The sequence below is a fragment of the Bdellovibrio sp. HCB209 genome (assembly GCF_047306065.1).
GTDB lineage: Bacteria > Bdellovibrionota > Bdellovibrionia > Bdellovibrionales > Bdellovibrionaceae > Bdellovibrio.
In genome coordinates, this window is the sequence record NZ_CP178618.1 from 851,559 (window position 1) to 871,576 (window position 20,018).

21 protein-coding genes are annotated in these 20,018 nt (G+C 45.5%); 8 read left to right on the forward strand and 13 right to left on the reverse strand.

Annotated features, from left to right (window positions below; translation table 11 throughout):
• Nucleotides 1–70: 70 nt before the first annotated feature.
• The 4 genes from ACLVWP_RS04180 to ACLVWP_RS04195 are packed head-to-tail and all read right to left on the reverse strand — an operon-like array spanning nt 71 to nt 4,029.
• On the reverse strand, nt 71–982 hold the full coding sequence (locus ACLVWP_RS04180; RefSeq protein WP_413560283.1) for an MBL fold metallo-hydrolase: 912 nt from the start codon (nt 980–982) through the stop codon (nt 71–73).
• Entirely contained in the window at nt 957–1,742 is a 786-nt protein-coding gene (locus ACLVWP_RS04185) for a lysophospholipid acyltransferase family protein (protein ID WP_413560284.1), read from the reverse strand. Before ACLVWP_RS04185 ends, ACLVWP_RS04180 begins: the two co-directional genes overlap by 26 nt.
• Nucleotides 1,739–2,674: a phosphatidate cytidylyltransferase gene (locus ACLVWP_RS04190; protein ID WP_413560285.1), complete on the reverse strand. Its 936-nt coding sequence runs from the start codon at nt 2,672–2,674 to the stop codon at nt 1,739–1,741. Before ACLVWP_RS04190 ends, ACLVWP_RS04185 begins: the two co-directional genes overlap by 4 nt.
• Nucleotides 2,675–2,679: 5 nt before the next feature.
• Nucleotides 2,680–4,029, reverse strand: a complete 1,350-nt coding sequence (locus ACLVWP_RS04195; protein ID WP_413560286.1) for a sigma-54-dependent transcriptional regulator — start codon at nt 4,027–4,029, stop codon at nt 2,680–2,682.
• 108 nt (nt 4,030–4,137) lie between these two features.
• Here ACLVWP_RS04195 and serA point away from each other — a divergent pair, with 108 nt between their 5' ends.
• From serA to ACLVWP_RS04225, 6 genes are all read left to right on the forward strand, one after another.
• A complete protein-coding gene (serA, locus tag ACLVWP_RS04200; protein WP_413560287.1) occupies nt 4,138–5,343 on the forward strand; it encodes a phosphoglycerate dehydrogenase in 1,206 nt (401 codons plus the stop codon).
• An 89-nt stretch (nt 5,344–5,432) separates the two neighbouring features.
• Nucleotides 5,433–5,675, forward strand: a complete 243-nt coding sequence (locus ACLVWP_RS04205; RefSeq protein WP_413560288.1) for a hypothetical protein — start codon at nt 5,433–5,435, stop codon at nt 5,673–5,675.
• Between the two features lie 206 nt (nt 5,676–5,881).
• Nucleotides 5,882–7,993, forward strand: a complete 2,112-nt coding sequence (locus ACLVWP_RS04210) for a hypothetical protein (RefSeq protein WP_413560289.1) — start codon at nt 5,882–5,884, stop codon at nt 7,991–7,993.
• A 69-nt stretch (nt 7,994–8,062) separates the two neighbouring features.
• Complete coding sequence (locus ACLVWP_RS04215) at nt 8,063–8,860, forward strand: substrate-binding periplasmic protein (RefSeq protein ID WP_413560290.1); 798 nt, start codon at nt 8,063–8,065, stop codon at nt 8,858–8,860.
• A gap of 55 nt (nt 8,861–8,915) precedes the next feature.
• Nucleotides 8,916–9,551: a hypothetical protein gene (locus ACLVWP_RS04220; protein ID WP_413560291.1), complete on the forward strand. Its 636-nt coding sequence runs from the start codon at nt 8,916–8,918 to the stop codon at nt 9,549–9,551.
• A gap of 108 nt (nt 9,552–9,659) precedes the next feature.
• Complete coding sequence (locus ACLVWP_RS04225) at nt 9,660–11,600, forward strand: NACHT domain-containing protein (protein ID WP_413560292.1); 1,941 nt, start codon at nt 9,660–9,662, stop codon at nt 11,598–11,600.
• Between the two features lie 31 nt (nt 11,601–11,631).
• On the opposite strand, the gene ACLVWP_RS04230 is transcribed toward ACLVWP_RS04225, so the two are convergent.
• From ACLVWP_RS04230 to ACLVWP_RS04245, 4 genes are read right to left on the reverse strand one after another with little or no spacing between them, the layout of a single operon-like run.
• The gene (locus ACLVWP_RS04230) at nt 11,632–13,017 is read right to left on the reverse strand and encodes an FAD-binding oxidoreductase (protein ID WP_413560293.1); all 1,386 of its coding nucleotides are present in this window, start codon (nt 13,015–13,017) and stop codon (nt 11,632–11,634) included.
• Nucleotides 13,018–13,026: 9 nt separating this feature from the next.
• Nucleotides 13,027–13,236 carry a DUF2892 domain-containing protein gene (locus ACLVWP_RS04235; protein ID WP_413560294.1) on the reverse strand — a complete coding sequence of 70 codons (210 nt, stop codon included), beginning with the start codon at nt 13,234–13,236 and terminating at the stop codon, nt 13,027–13,029.
• A gap of 38 nt (nt 13,237–13,274) precedes the next feature.
• The gene (gene grxD, locus ACLVWP_RS04240; protein WP_413560295.1) at nt 13,275–13,583 is read right to left on the reverse strand and encodes a Grx4 family monothiol glutaredoxin; all 309 of its coding nucleotides are present in this window, start codon (nt 13,581–13,583) and stop codon (nt 13,275–13,277) included.
• 25 nt (nt 13,584–13,608) lie between these two features.
• Nucleotides 13,609–13,821, reverse strand: a complete 213-nt coding sequence (locus tag ACLVWP_RS04245) for a BolA/IbaG family iron-sulfur metabolism protein (protein ID WP_413560296.1) — start codon at nt 13,819–13,821, stop codon at nt 13,609–13,611.
• A 117-nt stretch (nt 13,822–13,938) separates the two neighbouring features.
• On the opposite strand from ACLVWP_RS04245, the gene ACLVWP_RS04250 reads away from it, so the two are divergent.
• Nucleotides 13,939–15,852, forward strand: a complete 1,914-nt coding sequence (locus ACLVWP_RS04250) for an LTA synthase family protein (protein WP_413560297.1) — start codon at nt 13,939–13,941, stop codon at nt 15,850–15,852.
• A gap of 3 nt (nt 15,853–15,855) precedes the next feature.
• Here ACLVWP_RS04250 and ACLVWP_RS04255 read toward each other — a convergent pair whose 3' ends face one another.
• The 4 genes from ACLVWP_RS04255 to ACLVWP_RS04270 all read right to left on the reverse strand — a co-directional run bounded on the left by ACLVWP_RS04255 (nt 15,856) and on the right by ACLVWP_RS04270 (nt 18,750).
• On the reverse strand, nt 15,856–16,236 hold the full coding sequence (locus tag ACLVWP_RS04255) for a DUF1090 domain-containing protein (protein ID WP_413560298.1): 381 nt from the start codon (nt 16,234–16,236) through the stop codon (nt 15,856–15,858).
• Between the two features lie 99 nt (nt 16,237–16,335).
• Entirely contained in the window at nt 16,336–17,007 is a 672-nt protein-coding gene (locus tag ACLVWP_RS04260; RefSeq protein ID WP_413560299.1) for a PilZ domain-containing protein, read from the reverse strand.
• 11 nt (nt 17,008–17,018) lie between these two features.
• Nucleotides 17,019–18,170 (reverse strand): cyclic nucleotide-binding domain-containing protein, encoded by a 1,152-nt coding sequence (locus ACLVWP_RS04265; RefSeq protein WP_413560300.1) that lies wholly within the window; start codon nt 18,168–18,170, stop codon nt 17,019–17,021.
• Nucleotides 18,171–18,258: 88 nt separating this feature from the next.
• Complete coding sequence (locus ACLVWP_RS04270) at nt 18,259–18,750, reverse strand: hypothetical protein (protein WP_413560301.1); 492 nt, start codon at nt 18,748–18,750, stop codon at nt 18,259–18,261.
• Between the two features lie 128 nt (nt 18,751–18,878).
• Here ACLVWP_RS04270 and ACLVWP_RS04275 point away from each other — a divergent pair, with 128 nt between their 5' ends.
• Nucleotides 18,879–19,220: an HNH endonuclease gene (locus ACLVWP_RS04275; protein ID WP_413560302.1), complete on the forward strand. Its 342-nt coding sequence runs from the start codon at nt 18,879–18,881 to the stop codon at nt 19,218–19,220.
• A gap of 1 nt (nt 19,221) precedes the next feature.
• On the opposite strand, the gene ACLVWP_RS04280 is transcribed toward ACLVWP_RS04275, so the two are convergent.
• Nucleotides 19,222–19,893 carry a hypothetical protein gene (locus ACLVWP_RS04280; RefSeq protein WP_413560303.1) on the reverse strand — a complete coding sequence of 224 codons (672 nt, stop codon included), beginning with the start codon at nt 19,891–19,893 and terminating at the stop codon, nt 19,222–19,224.
• Nucleotides 19,894–20,018: the final 125 nt, after the last annotated feature.

Here is a 20,018-nt window from a genome sequence, read left to right on the forward strand (position 1 = left end):
ATCGTTCCCAAATGGGTCACTCTGGGACCCATCTGGAAATCGCTAAAAAAGAGGATAAAAGTTCGTCAGTTTACAGCCAGAATCTTTTTTGAACGGCAAAGTCATGTCCACTTCGTTCAATCAAAGCGGCATCACAGTAAGGATCGTGCTCAAAAAATAGATACCATTTGCCGTCAGCAGCGTCGCCCAGGTGTTTGGTTTTTTCTTCCATCAAAACCAGTGGCTGTAGGTCATAGCCCATCAACCAAGGGATTTTAACGTGTGTGCTTGTCGGTACCATGTCCGCGCAATACATCAGCGTATTAGCACCATCTGTGACTTGAATAATTTGTTGGGACTGAGTGTGTCCGTTTGAGATCACACAGGAAATTCCTGGGATGAAACCTTGAGTAGGTCCATCCAAAAGTTTCAACACGCCGGAATCAATCAAGGGCTGAAAGTTCGCAGCGTAGTAGCTGGCTTTCTCGCGCAGGTTTGGGTGACTCGCAACCTCAAGGTTGCCTTTTTGAGCCCAGTAAGTGGCATTCGGAAATGTTGGAACCAGTTTGCCATCTTTTTCGGTCACTCCGCCGCCAGCATGGTCAAAGTGGAAGTGGGTGATGATCACATGGTGAATGTCTTCAGGATTTAAACCGTGAGCTTTTAGAGATTTTAGCAACGAGGGACCGGATTGATCCATTCCATACATCTCTGCAAACTTATTGCCGAGCTTATCGCCGTACTTAGCAACAAAGTCAGCACCGTTGCCAGTGTCGATCAGAACGTTGCAACCTGGGGCTTTTAACAGCAAACCACGGGCTTCCATTTGGATGCGGTTCTTATCATCAGTGGGATTGGTTTTTTCCCACAAAACTTTAGGAACGGTTCCAAACATCGCGCCGCCATCCAAGCCAAAGATTCCTGTGGGAATCGGGCAGACTTCGTAGGGGCCGATTTTTAGATTTGTTTTTTCAACTTCAAATTTGTTCTGAAGGATTGTCATTGCGGCTCTCCTGGTTTTCAGTGACGGCTTCCTCTTCTAAAGGAAAAGCCTCGGGATGAAAGCTCATCACCCAGCTCTTATAAGCAGCATACACCTCTTGGATAGGGCCTGGGGGGTGAACGGGACCAACGTGTAAAACCAAACGACCTGGCTTTGCAAAGAACTGACCCTTGGGCCATAGATCCGAGTTGCCTTCCAGATAAGTGAATAAAATCGGCGTTTGTGTTTTCTCAGAGAAAATCGAAACGCCACGTTTGAACTCTTGAACCTTCCCTGTTTGTGAGCGCGTGCCCTCAGGGAAAATGATCAGCCACATGCGCGGTAGCTCAGTCAAAAGTTTCAAAATCAAATTCACCGCTTCGCCCTTGCGATCTTTACGATCGATAGGGATGGCACCCAAGCAGTGTTGAGAGAAAAACATGAACAAAGGATTCGAAAAGAAATAATCCTTAGCCGCCGCAATGTAAACACTCAGCCAGTAACGACGGGGAATAGAAGCTGTTAGGGAAACGGCATCCAAGTGACTCGCGTGATTGCTGATGATGATAAGTTTCGGATGCTTTTCGTAAACCGTTTTGAACGGGACACCTGTGACTTTCAAGCGGATGTAAAACTTAAAAATGATATTCTTAAGAATCAAGGACCACAAAAAGCGCATGCACACACTGAAAAAATCCAGGTGGCGAGTGAACAAAGGTAAATGCTTTAAGTAAGTCGGCAGCTTGGTCCACTGCTCGTTTTCGTAATCCCAATCCTTCATAACAGAACCGTCATCACGTAATAGTAAATCGGCGCTACAAAAATCAAACGGTCCACGCGATGAAGGAAGTCACCACGACCAATGATAAAAGGCCCAACGGTTTTCATACCAGCATCACGACGAACCACAGTCATTACCAGGTCGCCCACGAAGCCGCCTAAGGAAGCAATCAAACCAGAGGCTAACCAGTATTTATCAGAACCATCCGGAAGCAAGAAGCGCATACTGCCCGCAAGGAAGATTGTCAGCAAGATCGAAACGGCAGTACTGCCCACGGTACGACGAGGATTGATGGACGGGAACATTCTCCATCCGCCGATGTAACGACCGACTGCCAAGTTCGTGTTATCACAAAACTCTGTCAGGATGATCAAGTACATGAGCTGATAGATCCCGTTCGGGAACTTCATAATTAAACCCAAGTGCATGAAAGACCAACCCAAGAAAATGAACGCAAGTAATGTCAAAGACATGTACTGAATCATGCGCTTGTAAGAGTTGCGAATCAGCGGAACCAAGCACGCGGCTGCCAAAACGATCATCGGCATCACATTGTAAATGTCCAAGCGATCAAAATAAATACAAGCGGCAAGTCCGATGATGCCCGCATAGCAAATCAAAACGAAATAGCTACGATGGAACATCCCCATGATCTGGAAAAAGATCTTAGCACCCAAAATTGCAAGCACGGTTAAGCACACCAACGGCCACGGAGTTGGTAAACCCATGGCGATGAACATAAGTGGAGCTGCTACGAGCCAGCTTTTGATGCTGGCCCAAGATTGAACGAAGTAATAGTTCTTGTTACGGAAGAAAAAGACAATCGCACCCGAAGCGAAGATGATTGAAAGAACAATCAAAACCGTTTGACGGTAAATATGCGACTCCCATGCTGCAGGAATATTCAGGATGATGGGAAGTTGAAAATCCATGAGTGCTATCCTTCTTGGATGTTATAATCGCTGACCTTCTTATAAAGGTTCGAGCGAGAGATCTGCAGAAGCTGCGCTGCTTCCTCAATACTCTTCGTTTGTTTCATCGCCGTGCGTATCACATGGGCCTCGAACTCATCAACTAAAGTATTCAGGCCTTTGGCGAAATCAATCACCGTGTAAGAGGGAGCTTTGCTTGGCGTTGCGGCAGGAGTTAACCACTGGTTGACATCCTCTGCGCGAATAAATGGCAGGGGAGATGTTAAACTTAATTGTTCGCAGACACGTTTCAGTTCACGCACGTTACCTGGCCAGTTGTACGTTTTCAAAGCGGCCAGTCCATCTTCTGTAAACTGTTTGTTGCGACGAGGACGTTCCATCGACAAAAAGTGCTGAGCCAGTTCATCGATATCATCCAAACGATCACGCAGTGGTGGCAAAATAACTTTTTGCGAAGCCAAGCGGTAAAGCAAGTCTTCGCGGAACTCACCCGCTGCAACCATTTTATCAAGCGGTTTATTGGAAGCGACGATCACGCGTGCTTTAACGGTGATGGATTCTTTCGCGCCAACTTTGCGAACTTCGCCGCTTTCTAAAAAGCGCAGAAGTTTTGCTTGTTGAGTTAGCGGCAGAGCTTCGATTTCATCTAAAAATAAATCTCCACCGTTGGCTGCTTCAGTCAAACCGATCTTATTTTGATCAGCGCCGGTGAAGGCACCTTTCACGTGACCAAACATTTCGGATTCAAACAAGTTGTCAGGAATGCTTGCGATGTTCACCGCGATAAAGGGTCTGTCGCCATCTTGATCATGCAAAAGTTTCGCGACGACTTCTTTACCACAACCTGTTTCGCCTTCGATCAAGACGGGCTTAGATTCACCACGTAGATCCGCTAAGCGCTTTTTGATTTTTTGTGATTCTTGAGACTGACCCACCCAGCGAACAGAATTACGATCTGAGTGTGGATCGACGTTACGCAAATCCCAAAGAGCTTCGATTTTTTCTAGCACCATGATGATCTCTTCAGGCATCAATGGTTTTGCTAGGAAGCGTTGGGCCCCAGCCTTTAGGCAAGACTCCATCAACTCGCGGCTCAAATCGCCCGACATCGCGACGACTTCAAGCTGCGGATTGTGTTTCATAAGTTTTTCAATGATCTGAGGTCCTACTGCCGGTTTGTTCGGCTCCAGGTGCATATCCACGAAAGCTGCGTGATAGAAGCGCTCAAATTGAACAGCTTCTAGCTTTTGCGCTGAAAACACTTTCCAATCTGATGGCAGGGCCATTTTCAACGATTGGTGGATCAATGGATCGTCATCAACAATAAGTAGGGAAAATACTCGAGTTTTTGCCATAAACTAAGGATGGCCCGTCGAAGGTCCTTTGACCACCCTTGATGCCTATGGTCAGTAGTGACGATCGTCAGCTTTTAGCACTAAAATGCTAAGAGATCTGGAGGCCCCATGAGTGAGCTTAGAATTCTGTTAGTTGAAAACATCCACACCGTTGCTAAAGAGCGTTTGTCTGCTGAGGGCTTCAAGGTGGATTTGATCTCTCATGCTCCATCCGAAGAGGAGTTGTTAAAACTTCTTCCGAACTACGATGTTTTGGGCATTCGTTCAAAAACTGAAATCACAGCTAAAGTGATCGAAGCGAACAAGCACCTTTTGGGGATTGGTTGTTTTTGTATTGGCACAAACCAAGTTGATTTACAGACAGCTCGTAAGTGGGGAGTTCCTGTTTTCAATGCGCCTCACTCCAACACGCGCTCCGTTGCGGAATTGGTGATCGCAGAAATGATTTCGCTCGCTCGTCAATTGGGTGATCGCAACACGCAAGCTCACTTGGGTGGTTGGGTAAAATCAGCTGAAGGCGCGCATGAGGTTCGCGGTAAAACACTGGGTATCGTGGGTTACGGGCATATCGGAAGCCAAGTCAGCGTGTTGGCTGAATCCATGGGTCTGCGTGTGATTTTCTATGACATCGTAAAAAAACTTCCGTTGGGAAATGCTGTTGGCAAAGCCACTTTGGGTGAGCTTTTGGCAGAATCTGATTTTGTAACTTTGCATGTGCCGGAAACCCCAGAAACCAAAGACATGATTTCGAAAATTGAATTGGCTTGGATGAAAAAAGGCGCGCACTTGATCAACGCCAGCCGCGGCTCTGTCGTGGTGATCGAAGATCTGGTGGCAGCGATCAAAGAAAAGCAAGTCGGCGGCTGTGCTATCGACGTTTTCCCTGAAGAGCCTGCGTCCAACAAAGTGAAATTCACATCCCCGTTGCAGGGGCTTCCAAATGTGATCCTGACTCCACATATCGGGGGGAGTACAGAGGAAGCTCAGTATGCGATCGGTTTGGAGGTGGCGGAAAGCTTCCGTCGCTTCTTGCGCATTGGTTCCACGTCTGGAGCTGTGAACTTCCCGAACGTGGATCTGCCTGTAAAACAGGGGACTTCGCGTCTTTTGAATGTGCATAAGAACGAGCCCGGGGTTCTGGGGGAGATCAATGGTATTATTTCCAAAGCCGGCGCCAATATCGAAGGTCAGTACCTTTCCACAGACCCTCAGATCGGTTACTTGGTTATGGACGTTCACTCGGCTCAGGTGCAAAACCTTGCTGACCAAATCGGCAAATTGGATCGTTCGATCCGCACGCGTGTTGTGTACTAGCTTACAATAGTAACATTTTTGCATGTGGGGTTGTCCTCAGCCCCATTTGTTGGTAAACCCGGGACCTCTAAAAAACTTAGTGGGGTCCTATGAAATCTTTGTTGATTGCTTTCTCTATCTTGTCTGCAGCTCCGGCATTCGCTGCGTATTCTGGTGATTATGACCAACGCAGTCCTCGCGACTTCATCTCTTGGTGCGATAAAAACCAAGTTATGATGGTTCAAAACGACGAAATCGTTGTTGTTCGTAACTGCACTGAAACTGAACAAACTTGCCGCGTTGTTGAGGTTTACTCAAACTTCGGTTCTCAAGTTACTGCAAGCTGCAGATAGTTTTTGAGAAACATAGTTCGTTTCGCAAAAGGCTTCCCACTGGGAGGCCTTTTTGTTTTTGGGATACACTAGAGCATCCATTCAAAAGTGAATTTAGTTTGAATACCGTCAAGAAATAAACAAAAAACAACGTCCCAGATCGGGAAACACTATACAGGCCACCTCATGAAAAGCCGATAAGTTACTCATAATCTGGGGTCGTATCGGTGAAATTTGATGTTAGAATTCTTATGAATTTGTTCGTCTTTACGTGGGGTTTAACTGCCTGCACGATGGACGTTTCATTGCTATCCTTGGGCAGCGATTCCGTAGCCCAGGAAAGCATCTCTGTTGATGGGGCTTTAACAGTCTCGGGCCTTAAGATCACCAGCGATGCTTCTCCAAATCTGACCCTCACAGTAACAACAACTCCTCCCGCAGAAATGAAAATCACGAGCAATGCGACTTGTGCAGGTGGCTCTTGGGTTCCATTCTCCACAACAGTGAATGCCTTTCCTTTGACGGCTTCAGACGGAGTGAAGGATATCTCCGCGCAATTTAAAGACACGGCAGGAGTGACAAGCTCTTGTGTTAAGACGACGGTGCTTTTGGACACCTCAGCGCCGACGGGTGCGGCGTTGTCGATTGGTGCGGATTATTTGGATTCAGGATCCGTGGCCTTTGTTAGAGGGGCTACAACTTTGGGGTTGGGTGCAACGGACGCAACTCTTTATCAAATGAATATTTCAAACGATGCGACTTGTGCATCGGGTTCTTATGAAGCTTTTGCTAATACGAAAGCTTGGACTTTGCCTGCGGGCGATGGCGTAAAAAACATTTCAGTGAAATATCAGGATTTATTCTCTCACGAGTCTTCCTGTGTGGCATCGAGTGTGGTTCTGGATTCCACAGCCAGTGCGGTTCCGGTGGTTGCGGTTGCTGCGGGAATAGATGGAGTCGGAACACGAACAGTTTCTCCGAAACTATTTGTCAGAAACCAAGCTGCGAATGAAGCAGCTGATGCGACTCATAGTGGTTTCAGAGATTATCAAGCGCGCGTAGTGCGTGTCAGTGATTCAGCAGAGGTCGTTGCATGGACCACTGTGGGCACGGGCACGTCATTGCAATTAACGGGTCTTACATTGGCGGATAATACTTCTTACCGTATGGAAGTTCGTTCTCGTGACAAGGTCGGTAACACTTCTGCGGTGGTGAGCACGACATGGACAAGCTCTTTAGTGCCGTTCTATGTGAAGTCGATTGAAAATGCGACGCCTTCTACAGAGTACACAAGTGATTCATTTACTTTGTCTGGAACTGCGGGAGCCATCACTGTGGCTGCGACGGGCGGCACGAAGGTTTGTATTTCTCCTTGTGCGGATTGGAATGCGGCGGGTGCTTCAGTAGCGGCGAATGCAGGGGATACTATTTTGATGAGAGCATTTTCTCCCGCTTCAGGCACTTTGGTTTCCAATGTGACAGCGGGTTCGTATGCGACCACATGGAAAATTTCAACGGGTGTTTTGTGTCCGACAAATTACGTTTTGATTCCTGGTGAAAATGGCACAGCCCAAGGCGAGTTCTGCTTAGCCAAATATGAAATGAAGATCGCGGGCGATCCGGATGGCTATCAGACTTACTCTGCCGCCTTCGTTGCGGAATCACGTCCCGATGGAACTTCTTGGAGGGATCTGAACCTGACACAAATGATTTCAGAGTGTCAGGCACTAGGTGCGGGCTATGATCTAATCTCTAATCCGCAGTGGAATACGGTCGCTCGCAATATCGCAAACGTAGCGACGAACTGGAGCACGGGTGTTGTGAACGGTGGTCAGATGAATCAAGGTAATCGCTCCGGAGGCAATCAAGAGGCCGCATCACCTGATGATAGCTATGCCTGCTTCGATACTGGTGGCTATACGTATCCAGCAGATCTAGGTTCATGTTCGGATACGGTGTGGAATAATCTGCGTCGCACGCATGTACTTAGCAATGGCGCTGTGATTTGGGACTTCTCGGGTGGAGCGTGGGAAGGTGTTAAGACCTCTTACAGTGACACTTCTAGCGCAAATAGTTTTATCGTGGCGTTGACTGACGGTACTTTCTTTAAAAATTTATTCGGTGCTGAAGGCTTCACTTGTCCATCGCCTGGCACAACTGAAAATTGCGGTCTGGGTTACGCTTGGACTTCTGGTGCAAGCTCATCCAGTGCAATATTCAGAGGTGGTAGTGCCAGCAATGGAGCGCAAACAGGTATCTTTACCATCGACTTCGACTATGATCTTGCACACCATGACGGTGGACATGGTTTCCGCTGCGTGGCTCCTTTAACAAACTAGAACTTTGTTGTCGGGCAAGTTTTTTTGTTAGTTCTCGCCTCTGGCATGGCTTTGCGCCACAATCTATAAATGATCTACAAACAATTGTTGATAGTTTTTTGTTTGCTCGGAACTGCGATGACAGCGCAAGCTTCAGCGGGTGGAGAGCCTTGTCTTCGACAATTTGCCGTGGGCCTCGCGAACTATGCCCCCGTAGCGTATCGCGAGGATGGAGCACTGAAAGGTGTCGCGCACGATATCACGCGCGAGCTGGCCCGCCGTTCAGGATGTGTGTTTTCCGAAACCGAATATCCTCGTCCTGCAGCGGTTTCGAAAATGCGTGACGGCAAGTTAGATTTATTCTTATTGTCTGGATCTGTTCTAGAGTTTGGCGACGTTGGTGGTTTTGTGCCGATGTATGAAACGGAGCGTTCACTGACCGTGCTAGCTTCTGCGAACGGTAAGCACAGTTCTATTCAAGATGTGCTCGATGATAAAAATATAAAGTTTGGAATTATGATTGGCTCCCGCACCAGTCTTACCGCTGAAGAGTATAAAAAGCTGATTGATGAGAATCGCACGGTGGGAGCGCCTGGGCCTGACGAGCTTTTCCGTATGCTTAAGTCAGGACGAATTCAGGCGATCATGTTCACCTCGGGGACAACGAAGCACTACCTAAGGAAATACAATTTAGAGAGGCTGACTAGAAGATTTCCTGATCAAAAAATCCAAGCAACTGTCGGGTATATTTATTCTAAAAGAAGAATGTCTGAAAAGGACAGGGACTTGGTCGCGAAAACCATGCAGTCGATAAAAGATGATGGCACCCTAACTAAAATCCTTACCTCTTATAATAATCCTGAGGACATGCAGCTTCGTCTGAAATGAAATAATTTCTATGTACCCGATGTACCTCCTTCTGTGTCAGACAGATGGGGGCAATATGAAAAATGCGAAATGGATTTCGCTCTTTTTAGTTCTTATCTCAATGCCAGGATTGGCGGCTCAACAACAAACTTCCAGCTACTCCGAAAGATTAGCGACACGAAAAAATCCGCTGAAAGGTTTAAGCCTGGTGGTACCCAGTTTCGTGATTCACGGGGTAAGACCTTCACAAACAGCTTCGACATATATGCCACGCAAAATGGATGGCGGTGGCAGCACAGTGATCACTCCCGGATTTGGTTTAGAATACGTAAGCCCAGATGGCCTGTTACTTTTGGGAGCGGTGGTGAAAGATTGTTACGACAATCTGGCGGGAACTTTTCAAGTCGGGGAGATGTTCCAAGTTTCTGATCGCACTTCATGGGGCTTAACGTTCGGAGTTTATTCCAGACAAACGCCACAAAGTTGCTCGACCTCTTCGGATGGGCGCGGTGGCGCGACAACAGAGTGTTATGATTTGGACGGCTATCGCCTGAAATTCAAAAGTGCTGTGAACGGATACGCGATTGATATTATCCCAATGCCATTTCTGCATTTTTCAACAGCGCTGTATAAGTCACGAGATTTCAGAGTGGACTTTAAGCTGATGAGTAACTTTGTTCTGAACGAATTTGGTTTCGCAGTCCCATTCTAGGGTGTCGACGAGAATAACATTGAGTGTATATTCCTGAGACATTTTTCAATAAAAAATATTTAAAAATACAGTTTTGTTTGTTTGTTCCGAAAAAGGAATGGGGGATTTATGCAAACAGAACTATATCTTAAGCTTGCGCCGCTAATACTTCCGTTAATAAAGCCGAAGTTTGATCAGCTTAAGGCTGCAGTTGGCAAAACGGCCAAAGTGATAATGTTTGAAAAAACGTTTAGAGAGTATCTGGAGAGAACCTTAGAGAAGAATTCTACAATAACAACAATCGCATGTAGATCTAATGCAAGGCCATTTTACGATCTTTATGTCCCTCTGACGTTATCTCCAACAAGCCCAACTGAGAAGCCTGTTACACTTGATAAATTTGACAGCAGTTTTTTAGTACGAAATGGGAAAATTTTCATCGTTGACAGTGGGGGCATGGGTAAGTCGACATGCTCGCGCTGGTTTTTGTTAAATACGCTTGAGCATACAAAGCTAATTCCGGTTCTAATTGATTTGCGACGATTAAAACCGGAAAAAAATATTATAGAGTATATTCAAGCGGAGTTAAGCTCACTCGGTAAAGAGATTGATATAGATCTGATTGTTACGCTTATAGGATATGGTGATTTTCTATTTATTTTTGATGGTTATGATGAAATTGGTTCTGACGACTTGCGGGGGGTTACTAGAAATCTGAAAGACTTTATTGATCGGGCGGCGCGAAACTATTTCATTCTTACTTCTCGCCCGGATCTTTCGGTTTCGGCATTTTCTAACTTCACTCATTATGGAATAAAGCCGCTGAGTGTTGCAGAGGCTCATTCTCTACTTCGGAAGTATGATGAGGGGAATATCGCTCCAAGATTAATAGAGGAATTGGGTAAAACAAGTAACCAAATCGTCAGTTCATTTTTGGGTAATCCACTTTTGGTCTCACTCTTATTTGCAGCCTATTCTTATAAGCAGGCAATACCTTTTAAAAAGAGTATTTTCTTTGATCAAGTATTTACGGCTTTGTTTGAGTTACATGATCATACAAAGGGAGATTTTTACCGGGACATCAAATCGAAGTTAGATAAAGCCCAATTCCAGTCCATTCTAAGTCGCATGGCCTTTTTGTCGATAATGAAGTATGGAAAAACCGAATATACCTCGATCGAATTTAACAAACTGGTGGAAGAGTCCATTAAAGGATCTGGTTTTAGCACAACTACGAGTGGTGTGATAAATGACTTAGTAAAGGCGGTTCAGCTTGTTACTCAAGATGGAATATACTATCGATGGATCCATAAGAGTATTCAGGATTATTTTGCGGCAGTTTTCCTGAGGTATGAGGGTAAAGATAAGACGGCACAGCTTATTACGAAGAAGATACTTCCAAACGTTCAAAACTACAGTTTAATGCTGGAGCTATTTTACGATTTAGATCCAAAGGTATTTCGGTCTTACTGTTTGAAGCCGGTATTGGAGAATTATTTAAAACATGCATCTAAGTTGAAGTTTGGGGCTAGAACTGCAGTTGAAGTTAAGGAGTTTTATACACAAGTTTCTTTCTTTTCTGAGGCGATTATTTATAGTCGAAATGCAAAATCGTATTCGTTATCAAATTCTGAGAATGAATTTGTGAAGCAATTGTTCGCCGAGGGAGAACGAATAGCAACAAAAAGTATTGGCGGTCGATTGAGCCGAGCGAGTTATCATCCAATTGAAGGTTTAATGTGGCTCCGGCATTTTAATTCGAATCACGGTCTTCTGCAGCTTTTTAGAAATGTTAAAATTGATATATTTTCCGCAGCATCACGTAAGACTTCCGTTAACAAAGTGGCTATGACGCCAACAAAGATATATGTTATCTCCGCAAAGAAGCAGTATGGGCCTCCTTTTACGCAAGCTGTGGTAGCCAATATTAGATCTTTGTATTCGACCGAGAGGGAGCATGGAGATTTTGGAATACTGTTGGATATTGAAAAAGTTCAGAGTCTCTTAGCGAAGATTGTTGCCGAGGTAGAGGATCAAGGTGAGTTAGATAAAATATTAGATGGCTTATAAAAAAAAGGCGCCGTGAGAGGCGCCTTTTTAGTTAGATCACTTTTCCAGGATTCATGATGTTGTCAGGATCGAAGACTTTCTTAATCCCTTTCATCATCTCTATTTCCGCATTAGAGCGTGTGTAGTTAAGAAATGACTTCTTGGTCAAACCCACACCGTGCTCAGCACTGATGGAACCCTGATACTTTTTAACGGCATCAAAGACCATGACGTCGACCTTGCGGCACTCTTTCACGAACTCTTCTTTGCTCATGCCTTCAGGGCGTAAGATATTGATGTGCAAGTTGCCATCACCGATGTGACCGAACCATACCACTTCCCAATTTGGGTAAGCACCAGACAATACTTTTTCAAGATCGTCCATGAACGGCGGAACTTTAGAAATCGCTACCGAGATATCGTTCTTATACGGAGAGTACTTCGCCAAAGATTCAGAGATATCTTCACGGTATCTCCAGAATGTTGTCGCTTGCGTGTCGGATTGAGAGATCACGCCGTCAACCACCCAGCCGTCCTCAGCGCACTCGCCAAAGACTGTCAGGGCTTTTTCTTCGTCAGCCTCCGAGCGGATTTCAACTTCGGCTAAAACATAAAATGAAGCTTGAGTTTCAAGTGGAGCAGGCAAGCCTGTGTTCGCAAGGACCTTAGCCAAAGCTTTGTCCGAGAACATCTCAAACGCCACAAGGGGAGTTTGAGTTTTAAATTTACCGAAGATCTTCATTACGGATTCAAGGCCACTCACAGCCATCACCAACACTTTCATTGGTGGGGGAGCTGGAGCCAAGCGAATCGTTGCCTCTGTGATAAACCCTAAAGTTCCTTCAGCACCGATGAACAGATGGCGCAGGTCATATCCCGTCGCATTTTTCACCAGGCCGTTATTCAGTTCCATGATTTCGCCTGTACCTGTGACGACTTTAAGTCCTGCGACCCAATCACGCGTTAGACCGTAACGAACAACTTTGATCCCGCCCGCATTCGTGGAAATATTCCCACCCATTTGCGAAGAACCTGTTGCCGCGAAATCCACCGGATAGAAAAGATTTTTAGAAACTGCGAACTCTTGCAAAGTTTCAGTCACAACGCCAGCCTCGATCACAACCGTTTGGTCGATCGAGCTAAAGTCTTTGATTTTGTTCATTTGATCGAAAGAAACAACGACTTCACCTTGTGTTGCCACAGCAGCACCAGAAAGACCCGTACGACCGCCTGATGGAACCAACGCGATTTTATTTTTGCGTGCCCATTTTACCAGGGAGGCTACTTGTTCAGTCGTGTGAGGGAAGACAATGGCTGTCGCCTTGATGTCAAAATAGGTCGTCCAATCTTTACCCCAGTACTTTAAACTCTCCTCGTCCGTTTTGATTTGGTCTTTTTTTAGAAAGCTATCAAGTTCGAGAAGGGCTGTGGAAGACATGCTGAAATCCTATTCCTGATCGTGAATCGGTCGATGAAAATCTCTTAGTGTTCTTATTCTAAAGAATGCGTAGATGGGACACAAGCCCCAAGCAGCAGTGAACAGACCGTAAATACCGATGTAAGTCCAGAACGGACCCCCGGCAATAGCGTAAGCGGTCAAACTGACGCCAATAATAAAACGAAGGACGCGATCCCAGACAGCGACGTTACATCTCATATGGAGCCCTCCTTCGTTTTAGTTTGAGCGGACAAGAACTACTTAAGTAGCTCTTGTAGTTCGCCAGATTGGTACATTTCCATCATGATGTCAGAACCACCAACAAGTTGGTGATTGATGTACAATTGAGGAATTGTTGGCCAATTGCCGTATTCTTTGATGCCAGAACGGATTTCTTCGTCCTCAAGAACGTTTACGTCGTGGAATTTCACGCCGATGTCTTGAAGGATTGCGCAAGCGCGTGCAGAGAAACCGCACATTGGGAATTGTTGAGTGCCTTTCATGAAAAGCACAACTTGGTTGCCCTTAACGATTTCGTCGATTCTTTGTAGTACTGGATTAGACATAGTTTCCTCGGTTTTAATAAATATCTTAAACTGTTTTTGTTTTAATTGAGAGAGCGTGGACTTCGCCCGTTTTAAGTTCTGGTCCAAAGCAACCCATCACTTGTTGGTGCTGCTGGATACGAGATAAGCCCGCAAATCTGGAGCTTTCCACATAAACTTCCCAATGATCCTGAGTGCCAGTCAAATCGAAGACTTCGATCTTACAGTTGGGATAGTTCTCTTCTAAACGTTTGATCATTTGCTCTTGAGTCATAGGGGCCCAACCTACCAGAGGGTACGGGCCAAGTCTAGAGGCGAAGAACAGGCGGCGGTGGGCCTTGTTTGACTTGATGCGGCGGTGTAGGATGAGGGCCTTATGTTTGGACATTCTCAGCGACTGATTAAGATCTTTTCTTTGATTCTGCTTTTGATGGTTTTTTATGCCGTGGCGAGGGCAGAATTTCTGGTTTGGAATTGGAATTTATTTCACTCAAAAACAGCGAGTGATTTGTTTTGGTCGTTCTTTGTGGGGATGCGCTTTGATTTTTCGGCCGCATTCTGTGGAGTAGCTCCGATCCTTTTGCTTAGCTTTTTCCCATGGCCTAAATCCTGGAACCCTCTTTGGGAGAAGGTGACTTGGGTGGGATTCTGCCTGGTCAATGTTCCTTTCTTGATTCTGAATTTGGTCGATACAGAGTTTATCAATTTTGTCGGCCGCCGTTTCACATACGATGGAATGTTCATATTGAACGAAGCTCAAGGCAAGATGCTGAATTTTGTCGGCAGCTATTGGCTTTTGTTTTTGATCAATACTGTGATCGTAGCAGTCTTCATGTATTTGGCGTGGAAGCTGGTTCATCGTAAAGCCCACGTTCATTGGCAGGCCAGCTGGAAGGCATGGTCGGCACACGGGGCGATGGTTTTCTTGGCATTGGCATTTGCGGTGATTGGTATTCGCGGAGGCTTGCAAAATAAGCCGATCAGTTTTGTGAACGCCAATGTTTTCACGGCGCCGTTATTAAATAATTTGGTTTTGAATTCGACTTTCACATTTATCAAAAGCTACGGTGCTGAAGAAATTAAGCACGAAAAATACTTTGCTGATAAAGAACCGATGTTGAAACTTTTGAACGGCTCATTCACGGGTTCTTTGCTGGAAGGCAAGCGTCCGACTAAGCCGCAAAATATCGTGATCATTATGCTGGAAAGTTTCGGCACAGAATACTTGGGCCCGATTGATGGAGTGTCGCGCACGCCGTTTTTGGATTCCTTGATGAAAAAATCCTTGGTGTTTGAAAATGCCTACGCCAATGGTCGTCGCTCGATTGAAGGTGTTGCAGCTGTGATGGCGGGGATTCCGGCATTGATGAGTGAGCCCTTTATTTCGTCTCACTTTACCGCGAATTATTTCTTGGGCTTGGGAACTTTGTTGGCGGATAAAAAATACTCCACAAGTTTCTTCCATGGTGGTCATAACGGTACGATGTACTTTGATTCCTTCATGCAAAGTGCAGGCGTGGAAAAATACTACGGCTCGCGCGAGTACGGAAATTCCGCGGATGATGATGGTGTCTGGGGTATCTGGGATGAGCCGTTTTTGCAGTGGATGTTAAAACAAGTGAACGGCTTCCCGCAGCCCTTCATGACGTCGGTTTTCACTCTGAGTTCTCACCAGCCGTTCAAGGTTCCAGCACAATACGCTTCTGAGTTTTCAGAAGGGAAATTGCCGATTTTGAAAACGATTTCTTACACAGATATGTCGTTGCAAAAGTTTTTCGCTGAAGCGGAAAAACAGCCGTGGTTCAAGGATACTTTGTTCGTGGTGACAGCGGATCATACGTCTTTGCATTACCGTCCTGAGTTCACGAACGAAGTCGGGGATTACCAGGTTCCGTTGTTTTTCTATCATCCATCGTATCAGTTCCCGAAAGTGGACAGTCGTATGGTGGTTCAGCAGATCGACGTGTTGCCAACACTTTTGGATTTTATCGGTATCAAACAGAAAGACGAAAACTTCCTAGGCAGTTCGATCTTTGTTCCTGGTGATAAAGTAGCTGTGGTGTTTAATGACGGCATCTATCAGTTGATGGCGCAGGATTATCGCATTCGTTGGGCCTTGGGGCGCAGTGAACCCGAGATGTTTGCCATGTCCGATAAAAACGGGGAGAAAGCTTTGACCGAGCCCGCAGCTCGCAAGCAGGAGCTCGTGCAAAAGCTAAAAGCCAACATCCAGTATTTCAACGAAGGTATGTGGGATAATAAGCTCTATTATCCCAACCCAGGTCGCTAATCCTTATGGATTAGCTTCCTTGGCTTCTTGCAGTTGTGATTCGGCTTCGTTCAGTTTCTTGCGGGCCTTTTCGATTTTCTTGTCTTTGCCTGTGGCTTCCGCTTTCTTTAAAGCTTCGGTGCGCTCTTTAACTTTCGTTTCAAGCTTAGTGACCTTTTCGCTTTTCTTAGCCGCTAAATTTGTCGGCGTGCAGTTTTCTAATGATTCTGAGAGGGCTTTTTCCAAGCCTTTGATTTGCTCCGTATTCTTGTTCAATTTGGCTTTTTCCAGCTCATTGCGGATCTCAGCTTGCTTGACAGCGCACGGGTTTGTCGTCGCCACAGGATCGTTTGCAACAGCATAGGATGAAGTAAAAAGCAGGGCAGTGATCAAGATGGATTTCATAGGATTACCTTTGCAAAAGAGGAGACAGAATCATCTCCTCTTCAAGGTAAGTTTCAATTTAAATTGTCGCAAGGGACTTTGCCATTAGGCATGAATTCTTTAGGCGGCTTTTTTCTTATAAACGGTTCTTTGCATTTCAACGATAGCGCTCGTGATCGCAAATTCACTGGCGTTAGCAATGTGGTTGAACTCCAAGCCAATCACCATGTCGTCACCTTGCACGCGCAAGTTCTTAACGAATCCTTGCACTGGAATGGGGTCACGATCGCCCAAGAAAATAACAGCTTCCACGCGGTCATCCAGACGCATTGTTGGCATCTCGGCTGTTGAATACACAGCACAACCTTCTGTGGATAGGTCAATTAAACGCAATGTCGTATTCGATGGCGCTTGATTGTGAATCGTCACTAAGCAATCCGCTTGAAAACCCGTGGGTAGGGTGTAGCGGAAGTTCTTTCTTCTTTGTAGATGGAAAAGATCTTTCACGGTCAAATTCACGCCACCTTCGAAAGGAATAGCCGTGGCTTCGAACATGTACTTTTCGTTATTCACGCGGAAGTAAGCTGTGATGATTTTATTGAAGCCGAACTTCAGATTGCCGCCACCAGTGATAATGCACTGGATTTGACCGCCATCATTCATCGAGATCGCATTCACATGCTCACTCTCGTCCTCTTGACCTTTCAAAAGGATTTCGCCTTCGATAGCTGTTAGCTGCTCGAACAGATAGTTTCTTTGTTCTTTGCTGTTAACAGCTTTAAAGATAACCACAGGTCCCATGATTATGCCGCGCTGACCAGTTTATGGCCGCACTCTCCACAGAATTTAGCTCCAGCGACAACCTCAGAGTTACACTGAGGGCATTGTGGGCCATTGGTTTTCTTTTTAGGTTTTTCTTCTTTTTCGTTGATGTCGACGAAACCACGTTCATTCCATTTGTCGATCTCACGAAGCATTTTCCAGCTTTGTAACATCGAGCGGAATTCTTTGATTTCGAATTGCAAAAGGACACCCGTACCAACTGTACGGCGCTTCATAAAGATCCCTTTGCCTTCCAAGCGAGTGAAGTGGTCATTGTTCAATGCAAAGCCCAACTCATTCGTGCAATAGTCAGAGAATTTAGCAAACTCCACACTCGTGATACCGAAACGGTCCACTTCTGGAGAGTCACCAGTCACTTTCAAAAGACCATCTAGCAAGTTCAAGCACACTTCGTCCACGCGAAGAAGCTCGGACTTACCAGCGCCTTTAAAGTAGTAGTACTGGAAGAATTCAAAGAAGCTTTCGATCAGACCCAAATCCAAGAAATGAACTTTTTGGATTTCTTCTGCGCCCTCTGGATTGTCGACAGGTTTACCCATCTCATACAAAGCCAGCTTCTGTTTTACTAGGATATTAATCACTTGCTCAACACGCTTAGGGCTTTCACCCATCACACGTTGTGCGTATTGCTTCATCATTGTCCACTCAACGATGATACGACCCGGAAGAATCGTTTTATCACCCTTGTGATTTGCGGTGTGGAAGACGGCACCAAATGCCTTAGCAACTTGGTCCTCTGGACAAGGAGAAGAGTCTTTTTCAAGCTTTGCAGAGCGGACTTCATTCACACCCATACGAAGACGTTCTGCTAGTGATTTAATAATCACTTTCAGCATTTGAGGAGCGCCTTCGTATTGTTGTTTCAAAGTATCAACAGGGATTTCTAAAACTTTTGTTTCAGCTGTGGCAACAGCCGCCGTCGGATGAGTTTGTGCGCCCAAGATCACTTGGTCGCCCAAGAAGTGTGATGGACCCAATTGGAAGAACTCAACGTTCTTTTTACCACGGATCAAACACTGAGAAGCCCCACCGGATTGGATCAAATATACGGATGTAATTTTGTCTCCATCCTTAAAGATGACTTCGCCTTTTTTGAAGCTTTTTACGGACATAGCTCAACTCCTCAAATTTACTCAAAAAAGTTATCGGCAAAAATAGCCTGTTTGTTGAGTAAGCAGAGGAGTGGCTTAGGTCTAGTTTCTAGTAGGAATTTCGGGCACAGGGATTCGTGGCCAGATCATTCCCTAATTGAAGCATTACGATCTGCCCTCGACCATCATGAGTGAACCTGATCCAGTGATTTAATCGATCTGAAAGCTGGATTTTGATGTCTTCACCTATCCCAGACCACTCATTTTCGGCCCTTTTTAGCCCATATTTAGCACCTAAAGGGATCTTGAATTTGCTTTTGCGGCCTCCATATTTGGGGGATTCATAGTCGACTTCGATGTATTCGACCCATTCTGATCCATTTGAAAACTTACGAATCTCGCGCCCTTTGCGAGTGGAGAGAGTGCAGTTCATATGCGAAGCGAGTTGGTTCCCCAGATTTTTTGCGACGAAGTCGAACATGTCCCCCTTAAGGGTCAGATTGGTTTCGGGGTCATCGGCAATCACGGGAATGATTTGATTGGAATAGGCAGACAGGGGAAAAAGCAGGAATAAAGCACTTAGAAACGTGGTTAATTTCATCAAGAATCCTCCAGACGGCAGTATTAAAAGTCCCCTCAGCTCTGTCCAGATCAGAAAAATTATAGGATCTATAAGTTATTATAGGGGTGGGATTGCTGTCAGAGGGGGAATCCGCTATAAATGCGTCCATGGATTACTTCTTTAGCGCAGCCCCAGAGGCTCACCAAAAAAAGGAAAAAGCGAAAGCTCGCGAGCTTCGTCAAAGCCAATGGTGGCGTCAGGAAATCGGCAAAGGAATTTGCTATCACTGCGGGAATAAGTTTAAACCTGCGGATCTAACGATGGATCATTTACTGGCAATTGCACGTGGTGGAAAATCCAACAAAAATAACTGCGTTCCTTCCTGCAAGGAGTGCAACAGCAAAAAGGGTTATAAAACCCGTGCTGAAATGGCTTTGGATGAGTTAAAAGCCACCTCTTCAGAGGCCGTTGAAACAACGGATTCTGAATCCTCTGAATCACAAGAATAAATTACGGATTTAAATACTGAGGAATGGGTTCTGTATTCCAGTTAATTACAACTGTCAGCGCCGCCTCTAAAGACTCTGCTTTAAACACGGGGATCAACCACTTAGTTTCCGTTTGATAGATAAGATGCTCGAGAGTGTCTTTCTCCATGATGCGAATCGGGCCTTGTTCTGCGGCCTGAATCTTGGGTTTTTCTTGCGAGAAAAAACGTCTGGCAAGATCGAGCATATTTTCGTGCGCCCCAGGAGGTCTTTCGTAAAGATGGTGCCACTGACGGCAGCAAAGATCTTCAAACGTATAGCTGGTGGATTCAAAGATGTTTAAAGAGCGGAATAAATGCATGCCCTTTTTGTTGTACACTTCGATGAACTGATTATCGTCGATTAAAGCCAAGTCTTCGGCTTGAGCAGATAAACCCGCGGTGTGCAGAAAGGTTTCAACCATCATGCGATTGTCCGTCAAAGAGCCGTGCCTCTCCTTCACTTTGATGCAGGCTAAAACATAAAGTTTTGCACGTGAAATGACATCCATCTGCTCCTCTTTGGTAAGACGAGTGAAATGGATTAAGTTTGGATTGGCATAGGGGCGTATAAATACACCCTCATCCTCAATCATCTCTGTGAAGGATTCCGCGAGCTTCTTAAAGGTCGCTAGCGGGGAGTCATAAGTTGGCATTTGGATCCTGCATCTAATAACGTACCGAATTGCATTACTAACACTTGTTCAATAAAGTGGAACTTGTTTTCAAGCAAGAAAACATTAGTGACGCTCTCCTCACATTTAAAATTACGTCGCAGGGT

Excerpts from the sequence above, each read along its gene's own strand:
- ACLVWP_RS04245 (WP_413560296.1), bottom strand. The coding sequence starts at position 13,821 with ATGATCAAACGTTTAGAAGAGAACTATCCCAACTGTAAGATCGAAGTC.
- ACLVWP_RS04270 (WP_413560301.1), bottom strand. The coding sequence starts at position 18,750 with ATGAAATTAACCACGTTTCTAAGTGCTTTATTCCTGCTTTTTCCCCTG.
- ACLVWP_RS04220 (WP_413560291.1), top strand. The coding sequence starts at position 8,916 with ATGAAAAATGCGAAATGGATTTCGCTCTTTTTAGTTCTTATCTCAATG.
- ACLVWP_RS04180 (WP_413560283.1), bottom strand. The coding sequence starts at position 982 with ATGACAATCCTTCAGAACAAATTTGAAGTTGAAAAAACAAATCTAAAA.
- ACLVWP_RS04275 (WP_413560302.1), top strand. The coding sequence starts at position 18,879 with ATGGATTACTTCTTTAGCGCAGCCCCAGAGGCTCACCAAAAAAAGGAA.
- ACLVWP_RS04235 (WP_413560294.1), bottom strand. The coding sequence starts at position 13,236 with ATGAGATGTAACGTCGCTGTCTGGGATCGCGTCCTTCGTTTTATTATT.
- ACLVWP_RS04195 (WP_413560286.1), bottom strand. The coding sequence starts at position 4,029 with ATGGCAAAAACTCGAGTATTTTCCCTACTTATTGTTGATGACGATCCA.
- ACLVWP_RS04205 (WP_413560288.1), top strand. The coding sequence starts at position 5,433 with ATGAAATCTTTGTTGATTGCTTTCTCTATCTTGTCTGCAGCTCCGGCA.
- ACLVWP_RS04230 (WP_413560293.1), bottom strand. The coding sequence starts at position 13,017 with ATGTCTTCCACAGCCCTTCTCGAACTTGATAGCTTTCTAAAAAAAGAC.
- ACLVWP_RS04250 (WP_413560297.1), top strand. The coding sequence starts at position 13,939 with ATGTTTGGACATTCTCAGCGACTGATTAAGATCTTTTCTTTGATTCTG.
- serA (WP_413560287.1), top strand. The coding sequence starts at position 4,138 with ATGAGTGAGCTTAGAATTCTGTTAGTTGAAAACATCCACACCGTTGCT.
- ACLVWP_RS04215 (WP_413560290.1), top strand. The coding sequence starts at position 8,063 with ATGATCTACAAACAATTGTTGATAGTTTTTTGTTTGCTCGGAACTGCG.
- ACLVWP_RS04280 (WP_413560303.1), bottom strand. The coding sequence starts at position 19,893 with ATGCCAACTTATGACTCCCCGCTAGCGACCTTTAAGAAGCTCGCGGAA.
- ACLVWP_RS04255 (WP_413560298.1), bottom strand. The coding sequence starts at position 16,236 with ATGAAATCCATCTTGATCACTGCCCTGCTTTTTACTTCATCCTATGCT.
- ACLVWP_RS04190 (WP_413560285.1), bottom strand. The coding sequence starts at position 2,674 with ATGGATTTTCAACTTCCCATCATCCTGAATATTCCTGCAGCATGGGAG.
- ACLVWP_RS04265 (WP_413560300.1), bottom strand. The coding sequence starts at position 18,170 with ATGTCCGTAAAAAGCTTCAAAAAAGGCGAAGTCATCTTTAAGGATGGA.
- grxD (WP_413560295.1), bottom strand. The coding sequence starts at position 13,583 with ATGTCTAATCCAGTACTACAAAGAATCGACGAAATCGTTAAGGGCAAC.
- ACLVWP_RS04225 (WP_413560292.1), top strand. The coding sequence starts at position 9,660 with ATGCAAACAGAACTATATCTTAAGCTTGCGCCGCTAATACTTCCGTTA.
- ACLVWP_RS04185 (WP_413560284.1), bottom strand. The coding sequence starts at position 1,742 with ATGAAGGATTGGGATTACGAAAACGAGCAGTGGACCAAGCTGCCGACT.